Consider the following 15,007-nt stretch of genomic DNA (forward strand, 5'->3'; position numbering starts at 1 on the left):
TCGCTAGCAACAGAGCGCTTATTCGCCAGACTCCTCGCTCTCGCGCTGCTCGGCCAGCTCTTTCAGATACTGGAAGATTTCGCGATATGCTTTTGGCGGCTTGTTGTCGGCTTTTTCTTTCAGGGCACTGCGCACCAGATTACGCAAATGCTGACGGTCAGCTTGCGGATAATCGTGCAATACCATCGCCAGCGCATCATCGCCTTTTTCCAGCAGTTGATCGCGAATACGCTCAAACTTGTGGAACAGGGCAATTTGCTGATTATGCTTGTTTTTCATCTTGTCGAGTGCAGTGACAATCGGCGTCACATCCCGTGAGCGCAGCATTTTACCGATGAACTGTACCTGACGGCGCAAGCCTTCCTTGCTGATTTTTTGTGCCAGCTCGATTTCAGCGCGCAGCTCATCATCCAGCGGTACGCGGTTCAGCGCCTGACGACCCAGAGCAATCAACTCTTGTCCCAAGGCTTTGAGGGCTTCAGCATCGCGTTTGATTTCGCTCTTACTGACCCAGATGATCTCTTCTTCTTCCTCATCCTGCCAGTGCAGGTCATCATTACGTTTTCTCATTGCGAGTACTCACGGCATGTCAATTTAATTGCTGATTCTATCAGGTTAGTGCGATGGCTGCGAAATTGCTGCCTATTCCTGATATGCTTGCATGAGAAGAATGTTCAATTTAAGCATGGCAGACAGAATTTATGGATGCAGTGACTCAGGTAACCAAACAGCGTCAAGAGCTGGAAAATGCGGTGGCACGTGCGCTGGAGCTGGCCGCAACCGCAAGCGATGCCGCGGAAGTGGCGATCACCAAGACCACCGGGATCAGTGTCAGCACCCGTTTGGGTGACGTTGAGAACGTTGAATTTAACAGTGATGGTGCCTTGGGGATCACGGTCTACCGGGGTCAGTGCAAAGGCAGCGCATCGACGACCGATCTGAGCGAGAGCGCGATCCGCCAGACGGTGGAAGCGGCGCTGGAAATTGCTCGTCATACCTCACCGGATCCGTATGCTGGGCCCGCGGATAAAGAGCTGATGGCCTTTGAGATCCCGGATCTTGATTTGTTCCATCCGATGCAAATAGATCCTGACCTGGCGGCGCGTTACGCCATTGAAGCGGAAAATACCGCGCTGGCGGCCGATGCGCGGATCACCAACAGTGATGGCGCGGCGTTTAACAGCCATTACGGCGTTAAAGTGTACGGTAACAGCCACGGTTTGCTGCACAGCTATCCGTCTAGCCGACATTCACTGTCATGCAGCATGATTGGTGAGCACAATGGCGAGATGGAGCGCGATTACAGCTATACCATCGCCCGTGATGCGGCCGATTTGATGAGCCCACAGTGGGTTGGTGAAGAGTGTGCACGCCGTACGTTAAGCCGCTTAGGGGCGCGTAAAATTGCCACCACGCAAGCGCCGGTGCTGTTTAGCGCGGAAGTGGCCACCGGTTTGATTGGCCATCTGGTCGGCGCGATCAGCGGTGGCAATCTGTATCGTAAGTCATCGTTCTTATTAGATAAATTAGGCCATCAAATCCTGCCGGAGTGGTTCAACATTGTTGAACGTCCACATTTGCTCAAAGGGCTGGCGTCGACGCCATTTGATAGCGAAGGGGTACGGACGCGCGATTTGCAGATCATTGAGCAGGGCGTGTTGCAGACTTATTTGCTGACCAGCTATGCCGCGCGCAAGCTGGGTATGCAAACCACCGGTCATGCTGGCGGGATCCACAACTGGCAAGTGCAACACACCGGCCAAGATTTCAATCAGCTGCTGCGCCAGATGGACAGGGGTCTGTTGGTGACTGAGTTGATGGGGCAAGGCGTGAATGCGGTTACGGGCGACTATTCCCGTGGCGCGGCCGGTTTTTGGGTGGAAAATGGCGAGATCCAGTATCCGGTCTCTGAGATCACTATCGCCGGTAATCTCAAAGAGATGTTCACGAATATGGTGGCGGTTGGCAGTGATCTTGAGCTGCGCTCTAGCATCCAGACCGGTTCGATTTTGCTCGATACCATGAAGATTGCCGGTAGCTGATGCTGGCGACATTATCCTGTTAGTGTCTTCTAGTACCTATCGTCCGTGGCGCGTTTGTGGCGGACGATAGGTGATTAGGGATAGTGGTTATTGCTTTAGCTTCCCAGTGTTTTCCTTCCTTTTTCTCTTTTTCTTTCTTTCCTGTCCTTTATCTAGGCAGTGCTTTTGCCGTGATGTTTTTCACATTCTGCGTTTCGCGCTCGTGTTGTGCGTTTTTTCAGCGCAAGAGAGTCTTGAGAGCAGGAAAAAGCATTTCCCCCACTCTGTGTGAGCCGATATACTCGTTTGTATACAAAGTGTGTGTTTTTTGTAGAGCAAAAGGAGTGTGCAATGGCGAAACTATTAACCCTGATGGTCAGCGTGTGTCTGGCGGCAACCTTAGCGAGTGCTCCGTTGCGGGCGGAAGAAAAAATTGCTGATGTCGAGCAGGCAATGAAGATCATCGCGCGCAACTACCGGGCGATTAGCAAAAGTGATGATCCGGCACTGCTGACGCGCGATCTGCAGGCGATCCGCTCTGCCGCGCAGCAAGCGCAGGGGATGATCCCAAACAAACCTAAAGGGATGACCGCACACAGCGAGGCGCACAAAACGTACCTGACAGGCTTGAGCAAACTTGAAGATCAAACCGATCAAGCGCTCGCGTTATTGGCTGACGGTAAGGTGCCTGAGGCGAAAAAAGTGATCGGCGAGATGAAAACCGTGCGCGATCATTACCATAAAGAATTGAAAGTGAAAGATTAACCGATGGCCGAGGTAAATAAACACCGCTTACCAGCAGATCGTTGGGATGCGGTGGTGATTGCGACTCATTGGCTGGTGGCCGGCGGTTTTGTATGTAACCGCCTGCTCAATGAAGCCGGCGGTGTGTGGCATGAACGTATCGGTCTGACGGTGGCAGCATTAGTGTTATTGCGCTTGCTGTGGGGGCTAACGTTAGCACGTGGGCCGGCTCGCTTAAGTCAGTTTTTACCGAGCTGGACGCGGGTGCGTCATCATGTGGCGCAGATCCGCTCCGGCGAGTTGCCCAATCAGTTGGAGCATAATCCGTTAGGTGCGCTGGCGATTTGGCTGTTCTGGTTAGGGCTATTGGCCGTGGCGGCCACTGGTTGGGGCCAAGATCAGAGCTGGGGCGATGCCTGGCCGTTGGCGGATATCCACGCGTGGTTGGTGGATGGGCTAACGGTGCTGGTGGTGGTACATGTGTTGGCGGTGATTTTGATGTCGCATCGCATGGGGCAGAATCTGTTACGACGAATGTTACCGCTACCTTAAGCATTTCCCGCATTTCGTTTGGGTATATAACCTTAGAGAGTGCTTATAACGGTAGCCTGTGGTGATCCATGCAGTCGCCAAAAGAAAATACCCAAACAAAAAAACAGCGGCTTTTGGCCGCTGTTTTTTATTGAATGCGTGAGTGTATGCCAGATGTGAGCAATCGCGCATGCTCGCCGTATTGTGTGGGTTACGCTGGGTTTTGGGCGTCTTTCGGCCGCTTTTCCAGTGTCCGGTGGCGTGATTGCACATTCTTGCCACGGGAGCGGAAATAGTCTGCCAGCTGTTCGGCAATGTACACCGAGCGGTGCTTACCGCCGGTACAACCTATGGCCACGGTCAGGTAACTGCGGTTATTGGTTTCCAGCATCGGCAACCACTGCTCCAGATAGCTGCGCGTCTGGTAGATAAAGTTATGCACTTCGGTATGACGGGCCAAAAACGCCGCTACGGGCTTATCCAAACCGGTCATCGGACGCAGTTTGGGATCCCAGTGCGGGTTAGGCAAGAAGCGCACATCAAACACGTAGTCCGCATCAATCGGAATGCCGTGCTTAAAGCCAAACGACTCAAACACCATGGTCAGTTCGCGTTCGCGTTTACCGAGCAGGCGCGAGCGCAGCATTTCGGCCAGCTCATGCACCGACATCTCGCTGGTATCAATCACCAAGTCAGCGCGTGAGCGCAGTGGCTCCAGCAGCTCATTTTCGGTATCGATGGCGCTTTCCAGTGACAAACTCTGGCTAGAGAGCGGGTGCAGACGACGTGTGTCGCTGTAGCGGCGGATCAGGGTATTGCGATCCGCATCTAAAAACAGAAGCTGCGGGACAAAGCCTTCCGGCAGATCGTTCAGCGCTTTATCCAACTCCGCTGGGGAGTTGGGCAGGTTACGCACGTCGATACTGACTGCTGCCGAAGTTTGCCGATCCATCAAGGAGCGGGCCAGTTCGGGCAACAGCGTCACAGGAAGGTTATCGACACAGTAAAAACCCATATCTTCAATAGCCCGCAGGGCGACGGATTTTCCTGAACCTGAACGTCCGCTGACGATCATTAACACCATGATCGCGACTCCATTATTCCTCAGTCAATATCTGATACAGCTCTTCATCAGAAAGTGCTGTTCTTAAACGCCGGCAAACGCTCTTGTCGGCGAGGCGTTTGGCCACGGCGGACAAGGTTTGCAGGTGTTGCTGGCACTGATCTTCGGGTACCAGCAGGGCAAACAGCAGATCGACCGGTTGATTGTCTACCGCGTCAAAGGGGATCGGCTGTTCGGTACGGATAAACACCGCCACCGTAGTGGTGCCTGGCTCCATTTTCCCGTGTGGAATAGCAATCCCATTACCGATACCGGTACTGCCCATTTTTTCGCGGGCCAGCATGGCTTCAAACAGGGTTTGCGGAGCGACAGTGAGCCGACTGGCGGCCAGCTCACTGATGATTTCCAGAGCACGTTTTTTGCTGGAGCAATGGACCGCACTACGGGTACAGTCCAGAGACAGCACTGAGCTAAGTTGCATAATTACTGCTTGTTTAATTTGTCTTTATGTTTAGTGAGTTGACGCGCAAGCTTGTCAATCAGCAGGTCAATGGCCGCGTACATAGTTTCATGCTCGGCGGATGCATGCAGCTCACCGGCATTCACGTGGAGTGTCGCTTCGGCAATCTGAACGGTTTTTTCCACTGTCAGTACGACATGAACATTGTTGATATGTTCAAAAAAACGTTCCAGTTTACTGAATTTGTTGGTGACGTAGTCACGTAACGCTTCTGTAATTTCTACATTATGACCTGACAGATTAATTTGCATAAGCGTCTTCCTCATCCTGTTGTCTTTAAACCAAGCGTTTACGCTGATTCGACGGGGGTATCGCGAGTGATTCACGGTATTTGGCGATGGTTCGTCGCGCCACCATGATCCCCTGGTCTGCGAGCATTGAGGCGATTTTGCTATCGCTCAGCGGCTTCGCAGGATTTTCCGCCGCGACCATTTTCTTGACTAATGCTCGAATGGCCGTGGATGAACATTCGCCACCATCTTCCGTGCTAACGTGGCTTGAAAAGAAATACTTAAGCTCAAAAATGCCGCGTGGGCTATGTAAATATTTTTGGGTTGTGACGCGTGATATGGTTGATTCGTGCATTTCCACCGTTTGGGCGACATCGGCCAGCACCATCGGCTTCATCGATTCTTCACCATACTCAAAGAAGTCTTGCTGATGATCGACAATACAGCGAGCCACTTTGAGTAAAGTATCATTACGGCTTTCCAGACTTTTGATCAACCACTTTGCATCTTGCAAATTACTGCGGATAAATTGCACGTCACTGCTGTTGCTGATTTGGCGTGACAAGGCCGCGTAGTGCTGGTTGATAGACAGGCGCGGTGTGGCATCGCCATTGAGCTCCACCACCCATTCACCGGCAATTTTGCGCACTGCCACATCGGGGATCACGTATTCGGTCTCGCTTTGCGAGATGCTGTGCCCTGGGCGTGGATTGAGGGTCTGGATCAAGGCGATCGCCGCTTTCAGATCGTCCTCTTTCAGGCGCGTTTCTCGCGTCAGGCTGCGAAAATCACGATTAGCCAGCAGATCGATATGTTCGCTGATAATCAGCCGCGCTTGCGGCAATGACGGCGTATCGGCAGCGAGCTGGTTTAACTGGATCAGCAGGCATTCACGTAAGTCGCGCGCTGCGGAGCCTATCGGGTCAAAGTGTTGAACGCGGGTCAGTACCGCTTGCACTTCGTCCAGCTCAATCTGCTCATTGCCAAGGCTGGCTAAGATGTCGTCTAAAGAGACCGTGAGGTAACCGGCATCGTCTACCGCATCGATGATGGCGATGGCGATGGCATGGTCGGTTTCACTTAAGCGCGACAATTCAGCCTGCCACAGCAGGTAATCTTGCAGGGTTTCGTTGGTTTCCCCTTGATACTGTGGGGTATCGCTGTCAGAGGTACTACCGGAGCCACCAGTAAGGTTATTTCCGGCGGTATAGAGATCATCCCAGGTCGCGTCCACCGGCAATTCCTGTGGCAGCTCCTGTTGTTCCAGTGCATCGCGGCTGTCTAGCAACGGCTCGGCGTCGGTGGCATCTTGATGCTCGGCGCTGGCTGATTGGCTCGGCGTTTCCGCCGTGTGGGCCAGCGCTTGAGCATCCAGTGGCATCTCTTCCAGATCGTCGGCCAGCTCTAGCAGAGGGTTGCTTTCCAGCGCCTGTTGGATCTCTTGCTGCAGCTCAAGCGTTGACAGTTGCAACAGACGGATCGCCTGTTGCAGTTGCGGTGTCATCGCTAATTGCTGACTCAGCTTGAGTTGTAAACTTGGCTTCATGCAACCTCGGTATCCGTACTTCCCGGCTAAGCCGGGAGCTCATCGCTTTTCAGTATGATATTACGTTATAAACGGAACTGGTCACCCAGATATACCCGTTTAACATGTTCATTTTCCAGAATCTCTGCCGGAGTCCCATGTGCGATCATATGTCCTTGACTTACGATGTAGGCATGCTCGCACACATCCAACGTTTCCCGCACATTGTGGTCGGTGATCAGAACGCCCAGCCCGCTATCACGCAGGTGTTTAATGATGTTCTTAATGTCGATAACCGAAATCGGGTCTACGCCGGCAAAAGGCTCATCCAGCAGGATAAATTTAGGATTGGCGGCTAGGGCGCGGGCAATTTCTACTCGGCGGCGTTCACCGCCGGACAGTGCTTGCCCTAAGCTGTCACGAATGTGCTGGATATGGAATTCATCCAGCAGCTCTTCAGCGCGTGCTTCACGGCCTTGCTGATCCAGATCGCTACGAGTTTCCAGTACCGCCATCAGGTTGTTGTACACCGTCAGGCGACGGAAGATAGAGGCTTCCTGAGGCAGATAGCCAATGCCACGGCGAGCACGGGCATGCATCGGCAGTAAGCTGATATCATCGCCATCAATACTGATGCTACCGTTATCACGGGCCACCAGACCGACCACCATGTAAAAGGTGGTGGTTTTACCGGCACCGTTAGGGCCGAGCAAACCGACAATTTCACCGGATTTGACGGTCAAACTGACGTCGACCACCACTTTGCGGCCTTTATAGCTTTTGGCCAGATTTTCTGCGCTCAGGACTGCCATTTAGTTGCTACTTTTCTTGTTGGAGTTATTCAATTGTGACGGCTGCAATACGGTGACCACGCGCTGGCCTTTGTTGCTGAAGGCATCCATCTGTTGCTTTTGGATCAAGTAGGTAATGCGATCGGCTTTTACGCTGCTATCTAATTGTTTGAGCTCAGCATTTCCGATCAGTTCCACAAAGTCTTTACCCAAGTCGTAACGAATCTTATCGGCATGGCCTTCAACGGGCTTGCCGTTGTCCTGCATCTGATAAAAGGTAGCCGGTTTACCGAAGCCTTCGATGATCTCTTTGCCTTTCTCATCTTTCGGGCGGATCACCACCACTTTATCGGCTTTCACATCAATCGTACCTTGGGTCAGCACCACGTTGCCGGTGAACACCACGGTATTGGTCGCCAGATCCAGCGATTGCTGCTCTGAGTTGATGTTAATCGGCTGATCGGTATCCCCTTTGACCGCCAAGGCCGGCCGGCTCAGCGCCAGCAGCACACACACTGCCAGTAAGTTACGGTTTTTTAATTTCATAGTAGGATTTTACCTGTTCCTGCAGCTCGGCCGTGCGGTTACGTAGGTTCCCGCGCATTTTCAGTCCGACTGAGGTGAAGTTGGCACCGTAAACGGTCACCTTGGCATCGGACGTAATATCCTGAGTGGTCAGATTAATCGTGGCCTGTGTGGTTTCCAGTTTTTCCAACTGGGAGTCCGGCGTCAGGCTGTTCACTTCGACATCGCCTTTCAGGTATAGCATTTTATCTTTGGTCAGCACGGCATCTTTGGCCTGTACCATCCAGATGGGTATTCCTTCTGCGGAATACAAGGTCATCAGCGGTTGGCTGAAATCGGTGTTCCCGTTTTCAGCATAATATTTAACCTTGGTGGAGACCAATTTATAGTGCAATTTCCCGGTCGGGTCGTAAACCACGGTCAGCATGTTGTTGCCCCAGAACGACGGATCGCCTTGCACTGGGGCGGGCACTGTCGGCTCATTACCACCATTGGTGGCCAGCCAGCCGAGCAATACCAACGCTATCGCGCCGAGGAACAGACTCCAGCGGATATTCATATGGAGTGCCCTTGCGCCTGTTCCAGCTTGCCCTGTGCCAGCAAGATCAGATCGCACAGTTCACGTACCGCGCCATGACCGCCACGCAGGTGGGTGGTGTAGTGGGCCCGCGGCAGCAGCATTGGGTGCGCATCGGCCACACAGACCGATAATCCCACTTGTTGCATTACCGGCCAGTCAATCAGGTCATCGCCGATATAGGCCACTTGTTCTGGACGCAGTTGCAACTTGGCCAGCAGCGCATTGAAGGCGACGATTTTATCTAGTTGTCCTTGGTACAGGTGGTTGATGCCCAAGGTTTTGGCGCGATCGGCCACCAGTTGTGAGGAGCGACCGGTGATGATGCCGACTTCGATATCGGAAGTCAGCAGGCAACGGATCCCGTAGCCATCACGCACGTGGAAGGCTTTGAGCTCTTCGCCTTGGTTGCCCATGTAAATCAGCCCGTCAGACAGTACACCGTCAACATCACAGATTAGCAGTTTAATCTGTGCCGCGCGCTCAACGACGCGGCGCTCAACGGCACCGTAACAGGTTTCTATCAGCATTATACCACTCCGGCCTTTAACAAATCGTGCATGTGGATCACCCCGACCAGGGTGTCATTGTGTGTGACCAACAGACAAGAGACGCTGCGCTGTTGCATCAGATTCAGGGCTTCGACCGCCAATGCGTCTGGCGAAATACGCAGTCCGCCCGGGGTCATGACATGTTGAATGATGATATTGTGCAGGTCATGGTGCAAATCGAACACCCGGCGCAGGTCACCGTCGGTGAAAATGCCCTGAATATGCATCATGTCGTCGCAGATTACTACCATACCCAGTTTTTTGCGCGAAATTTCCAGCACGGTATCGCGCAGACTGGCGTCTGGGGCAACATGCGGTAATTCATCGCCGGTGTGCATGATGTCTTGCACTTTGAGCAGCAGTTTACGCCCCAAAGCGCCGCCTGGGTGAGACAGGGCAAAGTCATCCGCGGTAAAACCGCGCGCTTTGAGTAAGGCGACCGCCAGAGCATCGCCCATCACCAAGGTTGCGGTGGTACTGGAGGTTGGTGCTAAGCCGAGCGGGCAAGCTTCTTGCGGGACATGGATACACAGGTGCACATCGGCATTTTGCGCCATGCTGCTGTCTGGCTTGCCGGTCATGCAGATCATGCGGTTGCCAAGGCGTTTGATGACGGGGATCAAGGCCAGAATTTCATGAGCTTCACCGGAGTTGGAAATCGCCAGCACGACATCGTCTTTACTCAGCATCCCCAGATCGCCATGGCTGGCTTCGCCCGGATGGACAAAAAAAGCCGGCGTACCGGTACTGGCCAAGGTGGCGGCAATTTTACGGCCGATATGGCCGGATTTGCCCATCCCCATCACCACCACTTTACCGCTGGCGGCGTAGATCAGTTGGCACGCACGGGCAAAGTCATCATTAATATACTGCTCGAGCTGGGCAATACTGTCCCGTTCGGTGGCGACCACATGGCGTCCCCAGTGCTGAAAATCAAACGCGTTTGGCATAATTATTCTCATCGTTCCGTGTGATGCTGAACTGCGGTAGTAAGCCGAGCCAGCGCAGGCTGGCGGGCAGCGAAATTAAACCCTTCACCAACGAGGCGGCGGCCGACCGCATTAACTGAAAACCGCGCGCACAATCTATGGTTTAATATCGGTATCTGATTTTATGGTGCTAATTTTGACTGTCGCGGCGGCAAAAGTAAAACGGCAAACCAAGCTCGGTTATTGAGATATGTATGGTTAATGCCTATTATGCCCGGCTACTTTATTATCGCTTTCAACCTATAGAGAATGTTATGACTCAGGCGGAAACGAACTTAGTCGAAGTTCGTCATATGAGCTTCTACCGGGGAGAACGTCCGATCTTTGAGGATATTAACCTCGTCGTGCCGCAAGGCAAAGTGACGGCGATCATGGGCCCGTCCGGGATCGGTAAAACCACGCTGCTGCGCTTGATTGCCGGCCAGCTGCAGCCCTCTGCGGGCGAGATCTGGTTTGATGGGGAGAATATCCCTGCATTGTCGCGTCGCCGTTTATATGACGTGCGGAAAAAGATGAGCATGCTGTTTCAGTCTGGGGCGTTATTCACCGATCTGAACGTGTTTGAAAACGTGGCCTTTGCGCTACGCGAGCATACCCGCTTGCCAGAGGAGTTGCTGCGTCAAGTGGTGCTGATGAAGCTGGAGTCGGTTGGGCTGCGCGGCGCGGCGCAGTTGATGCCATCGGAGCTGTCCGGTGGGATGGCGCGGCGTGCGGCGTTGGCGCGGGCGATCGCGCTCGACCCACAGCTGATTATGTTTGATGAGCCGTTTGCTGGCCAAGACCCGATCAACATGGGCGTGCTGGTGACGTTAATTCGTCAGCTCAATCAGTCACTGGGCCTGACTTGTATCGTGGTGTCGCATGATGTGCCGGAGGTGCTCAGCATTTCTGACTATGCTTACATCGTGGCAGAGCAGCATGTGATAGCGCAGGGATCCCCAGATACGCTGCGCGCGCATACCGATCCGCGGGTGCGTCAGTTCCTGGATGGTAAAGCCGACGGCCCCGTGCCGTTCCGCTTCCCGGCACAGGATTATCGTACGGAGTTATTCGGTTAATGGTGTTAGATTCTTTGGCTGCGCTCGGACGGCGTGGCATGCATGTATGTGGGGCGTTTGGCCGTGCCGGTCTGATGCTATTTGGCGCGCTAGTGGGGCGCCCGCAACCGGCTAAGCAATTCCCGCTGTTGCTGCGTCAGCTGTATAGCGTGGGCGTGCAATCGCTGCTGATTATTATCGTGTCTGGCCTTTTTATTGGGATGGTGCTGGCGCTGCAGGGCTACATCATTTTGGTGGATTTCGGCGCTGAAACCAGCCTTGGTCAGATGGTGGCGTTATCGTTGTTCCGTGAGCTTGGGCCGGTGGTTACGGCCTTGCTGTTTGCTGGCCGCGCGGGCTCGGCGCTAACGGCGGAAATCGGCTTGATGAAAGCCACCGAGCAGCTTTCTAGCTTGGAGATGATGGCGGTCGATCCGCTGCGCCGAGTGATTGCGCCGCGTTTTTGGGCCGGGGTGATCAGCATGCCAATTTTGTCGATGATTTTTGTCGCCGTTGGTATTTGGGGCGGCGGCGTGGTGGGTGTCGATTGGAAAGGCATCGATCATGGCAGCTTCTGGTCGGTGATGCAGTCATCGGTTAGCTGGTCGTACGATTTACTCAACGGCCTGCTAAAGAGCGTGGTGTTTGCCATTACGGTGACTTGGATTGCGCTCTTCAATGGTTATGATGCGGTGCCGACTTCGGAAGGTATCAGTCAGGCGACCACCCGTACTGTGGTACATGCTTCGTTAGCCGTATTGGCGTTAGATTTTGTGCTTACTGCACTGATGTTTGGGAATTGATCCACATGAAGCAGAATAAACGACAAGAAATCGGGGTAGGCATTTTCATGCTTATCGGTTTGGCCGCGCTGGTATTTTTAGCCTTAAAAGTGGCCGATATTAAATCGCTGGGCAATGAGCCGACCTATCGTCTGACCGCGACATTCGATAATATCGGCAGCCTTAAAGTGCGCTCACCGGTCAAAATTGGCGGTGTGGTGGTTGGACGGGTTACCAATATTACGTTGGATACCAAAACCTATCTGCCGAAAGTCGAATTAGCGATCTTGAGCCGTTATAACGAAATTCCGGAAACCAGCTCGCTCTCTATTCGCACCGCCGGTTTATTGGGCGAACAGTATCTGTCGCTGATCCCAGGCTTTGTGGATACCGATACCGCGATGCTTAAAGATGGCGATCGTATCGAAGACACCAAGTCAGCCATGGTATTAGAAGACCTGATTGGTCAGTTCTTGTATAACAGCGGCAGCAACAGCTCCGGCTCCGGTAATACTTCCGGCGCGCACAGCGAATAATGCAGCAAAGGGCAATCTAAGAGGAGAACTCTGATGTGGAAACGATTTGTAATGCTGGCGATGTTGATCGTCGCGCCTTGGGTTCAAGCACAGGCTGCGGATGCCACTAATCCTTATACGCTGATGAATCAGGTGGCAGATGAATTGTTTGCCAATTTGAAAAGTGCACAGCCACAGATTAAGCAAAACCCGAATCTGCTCAAAGATATCGTGCGCAAAGATCTGATGCCGCATGTGCATGTACGTTATGCCGGTTCATTAGTGCTGGGGCGTTATTTTAAAGAAGCCAGCGAAGCGCAGCGTACCGCTTACTTTGCGGCTTTCGAGCGTTATTTAGTGCAGTCTTATGCGCAAGTACTGACTTTGTACAGCAACCAGAAAGTACAAATTGAACCCGCTAAGCCATTGGGTGACAGCAACATCATCTCGATTCGGGTGGATGTGTTGGAGCCGGGCAAACCGGCAACCCGTTTGGATTTCAAATGGCGTAAAAACACCAAGACCGGTGAATGGCAAGCCTATGACATGATTGCCGAAGGCGTCAGCATGATCACCACCAAACAAGGTGAGTGGGCGGGCATTTTGCGCACCGGTGGTATTGAAGCCCTGACCAAGCAACTGGATCAGGCGGCCGCGACGCCGATTACCCTGAAATAAAGGCGGTAAGATGGCAGAACGTCTTCTCTGGCGCAGCGAGGCTGCGCCGCATTTCGCGTTGGAAGGTGAGCTAGATCGGGAAACCCTGCTTTCCCTCTGGCCACAACGCGAAAAACTGTTACCGGCGGGTGAGTCGGTACTCGACCTGAGCCGGTTGAGTCGGATAGACTCTGCCGGCCTTGCTTTTTTAATGACCCTGCTGGTGGACGCAGAGCGCCGTGGTAGCCAGTGCCGTTTGGTACAGGTTCCGCTGGCGATGCAAACGCTGATCAGCTTGTCCAACCTGACTGAGATAATGGCACCGTACATGCCATCCGGCACTAACTGAGAGCTTGCTATGGATACCAACGAGATTAAACAAGTATTGATGTCCGCTTTGGCGCTGGATGACGCCTATGTCACCGGCGATGGCAGTCATTTCCAAGTGATCGCGGTCAGTGCCCAGTTTGCCGATATGAGCCGGGTCAAAAAACAACAAACCGTCTATGGCCCCTTAATGGACTACATTGCGGATAACCGCATTCATGCGCTGTCGATTAAGGCATTAACCCCTGATGAATGGCAGCGTGAGCGCAAATTCTTGCTGCCGAGCTAGCTGACTGAGAGCTGTCTGAATGGATAAATTTCGAGTAAAAGGGCCGACCCGCCTGAGCGGCGAGGTTAACATCTCTGGTGCCAAGAATGCGGCGCTGCCAATCCTGTTCGCGGCCCTGCTGGCCGAAGAGCCGGTAGAGATCCAAAACGTGCCTCACCTGCGTGACATTGACACCACCATGAAGCTGCTGCGTCAGCTGGGGGCGAAAGTCGAGCGTAATGGTTCGGTGCATGTTGATGCGAGCCAAGTAAACGAGTTTTGTGCACCGTACGATCTGGTGAAAACCATGCGAGCTTCTATTTGGGCATTAGGCCCATTGGTTGCGCGTTTCGGTCGTGGTCAGGTTTCTTTACCGGGCGGCTGTGCGATTGGTGCGCGTCCGGTGGATCTGCACATCGCGGGCTTGCAACAGCTGGGCGCGGAGATCCGTCTGGAAGAAGGCTATGTGAAAGCGTCGGTAAATGGTCGTCTGACCGGTGCCCATATCGTGATGGACAAAGTCAGCGTCGGTGCCACCGTGACCATCATGAGCGCCGCAACCCTGGCCACCGGTACCACAGTGATTGAAAACGCCGCGCGTGAGCCGGAAATTGTCGATACCGCCGATTTCCTCAATACCTTGGGCGCGAAAATCACCGGAGCTGGTACTGACCGCATCACTATCGAAGGGGTTGAGCGTCTGGGTGGCGGTGTACACCGCGTGGTGCCTGATCGCATTGAAACCGGTACCTTCTTGATTGCCGCGGCTATTTCTGGCGGTAAAGTGATCTGCCGTCATGCTAAGCCTGATACGCTGGATGCTGTGCTGGCTAAGCTGCGTGAAGCTGGCGCTAAGATTGAAACCGGGGCTGACTGGATCAGCATTGATACCGAAGGCCGTCGCCTGAAAGCGGTGAATATCCGCACCGCGCCGCACCCTGGTTTCCCGACCGATATGCAGGCACAGTTTACCTTGTTGAACATGGTCGCCGAAGGCACTGGCGTTATCACCGAAACTATCTTCGAAAACCGCTTTATGCACGTTCCTGAGCTGATGCGAATGGGCGCGCATGCCGAGATTGAAGGTAACACCGTGATTAGCCAAGGCGTTGAGACATTGAGCCCGGCGCAAGTGATGGCGACCGATCTGCGCGCGTCAGCCAGTTTAGTGCTGGCCGGTTGTATCGCCTCTGGGGTGACCGAGGTGGATCGGATTTATCACATCGACCGCGGCTATGAGCGCATCGAAGATAAATTGCGTGGTTTAGGCGCCAATATTGAGCGCGTGAAAGTCGACGCGTAATGACGGCGTCATGGCGTCGGTGGTGTTAATGCCGAGCCACTCAAAACCAAT

Annotated in this window: 20 protein-coding genes; 10 read left to right on the forward strand and 10 right to left on the reverse strand. The window is 53.5% G+C overall.

The window, feature by feature from the left end:
* Positions 1-18 precede the first annotated feature (18 nt).
* Positions 19-570 (reverse strand): ribosome biogenesis factor YjgA, encoded by a 552-nt coding sequence (yjgA, locus tag NCTC9997_RS01675; protein WP_010862666.1) that lies wholly within the window; start codon positions 568-570, stop codon positions 19-21.
* A gap of 131 nt (positions 571-701) precedes the next feature.
* Between yjgA and pmbA the strand changes: the two genes are divergently transcribed.
* The 3 genes from pmbA (at position 702) to NCTC9997_RS01690 (ending at position 3,317) form a co-directional block, all read left to right on the forward strand.
* Positions 702-2,042, forward strand: coding sequence for a metalloprotease PmbA (gene pmbA, locus NCTC9997_RS01680; protein ID WP_064977148.1), 1,341 nt, complete (start codon positions 702-704; stop codon positions 2,040-2,042).
* 330 nt (positions 2,043-2,372) lie between these two features.
* On the forward strand, positions 2,373-2,786 hold the full coding sequence (locus NCTC9997_RS01685) for a cytochrome b562 (RefSeq protein WP_064977149.1): 414 nt from the start codon (positions 2,373-2,375) through the stop codon (positions 2,784-2,786).
* 3 nt (positions 2,787-2,789) lie between these two features.
* Entirely contained in the window at positions 2,790-3,317 is a 528-nt protein-coding gene (locus NCTC9997_RS01690) for a cytochrome b/b6 domain-containing protein (protein WP_064977150.1), read from the forward strand.
* 190 nt (positions 3,318-3,507) lie between these two features.
* Here the strand turns inward: NCTC9997_RS01690 and rapZ are convergent, their stop codons facing one another.
* The 9 genes from rapZ to kdsD all read right to left on the reverse strand — a co-directional run bounded on the left by rapZ (position 3,508) and on the right by kdsD (position 10,040).
* Entirely contained in the window at positions 3,508-4,380 is an 873-nt protein-coding gene (rapZ, locus tag NCTC9997_RS01695; protein WP_010862662.1) for an RNase adapter RapZ, read from the reverse strand.
* A 13-nt stretch (positions 4,381-4,393) separates the two neighbouring features.
* The gene (gene ptsN / locus NCTC9997_RS01700) at positions 4,394-4,840 is read right to left on the reverse strand and encodes a PTS IIA-like nitrogen regulatory protein PtsN (protein WP_010862661.1); all 447 of its coding nucleotides are present in this window, start codon (positions 4,838-4,840) and stop codon (positions 4,394-4,396) included.
* A 2-nt stretch (positions 4,841-4,842) separates the two neighbouring features.
* A complete protein-coding gene (hpf, locus tag NCTC9997_RS01705) occupies positions 4,843-5,130 on the reverse strand; it encodes a ribosome hibernation promoting factor (protein WP_039046483.1) in 288 nt (95 codons plus the stop codon).
* 25 nt (positions 5,131-5,155) lie between these two features.
* A complete protein-coding gene (gene rpoN, locus NCTC9997_RS01710) occupies positions 5,156-6,655 on the reverse strand; it encodes an RNA polymerase factor sigma-54 (RefSeq protein ID WP_064977151.1) in 1,500 nt (499 codons plus the stop codon).
* Between the two features lie 65 nt (positions 6,656-6,720).
* Positions 6,721-7,446 carry an LPS export ABC transporter ATP-binding protein gene (lptB, locus tag NCTC9997_RS01715; RefSeq protein ID WP_010862658.1) on the reverse strand — a complete coding sequence of 242 codons (726 nt, stop codon included), beginning with the start codon at positions 7,444-7,446 and terminating at the stop codon, positions 6,721-6,723.
* Positions 7,447-7,971: a lipopolysaccharide ABC transporter substrate-binding protein LptA gene (gene lptA, locus NCTC9997_RS01720; protein ID WP_010862657.1), complete on the reverse strand. Its 525-nt coding sequence runs from the start codon at positions 7,969-7,971 to the stop codon at positions 7,447-7,449. It lies immediately after the preceding gene.
* Positions 7,952-8,509 (reverse strand): LPS export ABC transporter periplasmic protein LptC, encoded by a 558-nt coding sequence (gene lptC, locus NCTC9997_RS01725; RefSeq protein WP_010862656.1) that lies wholly within the window; start codon positions 8,507-8,509, stop codon positions 7,952-7,954. The genes lptA and lptC overlap by 20 nt, the downstream gene beginning before the upstream one ends.
* Entirely contained in the window at positions 8,506-9,057 is a 552-nt protein-coding gene (gene kdsC / locus NCTC9997_RS01730; protein ID WP_010862655.1) for a 3-deoxy-manno-octulosonate-8-phosphatase KdsC, read from the reverse strand. Before kdsC ends, lptC begins: the two co-directional genes overlap by 4 nt.
* Entirely contained in the window at positions 9,057-10,040 is a 984-nt protein-coding gene (gene kdsD / locus NCTC9997_RS01735) for an arabinose-5-phosphate isomerase KdsD (protein ID WP_106911418.1), read from the reverse strand. The genes kdsC and kdsD overlap by 1 nt, the downstream gene beginning before the upstream one ends.
* A gap of 281 nt (positions 10,041-10,321) precedes the next feature.
* On the opposite strand from kdsD, the gene mlaF reads away from it, so the two are divergent.
* From mlaF to murA, 7 genes are read left to right on the forward strand one after another with little or no spacing between them, the layout of a single operon-like run.
* Positions 10,322-11,125, forward strand: a complete 804-nt coding sequence (gene mlaF / locus NCTC9997_RS01740) for a phospholipid ABC transporter ATP-binding protein MlaF (RefSeq protein ID WP_010862653.1) — start codon at positions 10,322-10,324, stop codon at positions 11,123-11,125.
* Complete coding sequence (gene mlaE / locus NCTC9997_RS01745) at positions 11,125-11,907, forward strand: lipid asymmetry maintenance ABC transporter permease subunit MlaE (protein ID WP_064977152.1); 783 nt, start codon at positions 11,125-11,127, stop codon at positions 11,905-11,907. The genes mlaF and mlaE overlap by 1 nt, the downstream gene beginning before the upstream one ends.
* Before the next feature lie 5 nt (positions 11,908-11,912).
* The gene (gene mlaD / locus NCTC9997_RS01750; protein ID WP_064977153.1) at positions 11,913-12,422 is read left to right on the forward strand and encodes an outer membrane lipid asymmetry maintenance protein MlaD; all 510 of its coding nucleotides are present in this window, start codon (positions 11,913-11,915) and stop codon (positions 12,420-12,422) included.
* A gap of 33 nt (positions 12,423-12,455) precedes the next feature.
* A complete protein-coding gene (mlaC, locus tag NCTC9997_RS01755; RefSeq protein WP_010862650.1) occupies positions 12,456-13,079 on the forward strand; it encodes a phospholipid-binding protein MlaC in 624 nt (207 codons plus the stop codon).
* Positions 13,080-13,089: 10 nt separating this feature from the next.
* On the forward strand, positions 13,090-13,407 hold the full coding sequence (locus tag NCTC9997_RS01760; protein WP_010862649.1) for an STAS domain-containing protein: 318 nt from the start codon (positions 13,090-13,092) through the stop codon (positions 13,405-13,407).
* Positions 13,408-13,416: 9 nt separating this feature from the next.
* Entirely contained in the window at positions 13,417-13,674 is a 258-nt protein-coding gene (ibaG, locus tag NCTC9997_RS01765; RefSeq protein ID WP_010862648.1) for a BolA family iron metabolism protein IbaG, read from the forward strand.
* 19 nt (positions 13,675-13,693) lie between these two features.
* Complete coding sequence (murA, locus tag NCTC9997_RS01770; protein WP_010862647.1) at positions 13,694-14,956, forward strand: UDP-N-acetylglucosamine 1-carboxyvinyltransferase; 1,263 nt, start codon at positions 13,694-13,696, stop codon at positions 14,954-14,956.
* Positions 14,957-15,007 lie beyond the last annotated feature (51 nt).

Origin of the sequence: Plesiomonas shigelloides (genome assembly GCF_900087055.1) — a bacterium.
In the GTDB taxonomy this organism is placed as follows: Bacteria; Pseudomonadota; Gammaproteobacteria; order Enterobacterales; family CAMTGL01; genus Plesiomonas; species Plesiomonas shigelloides.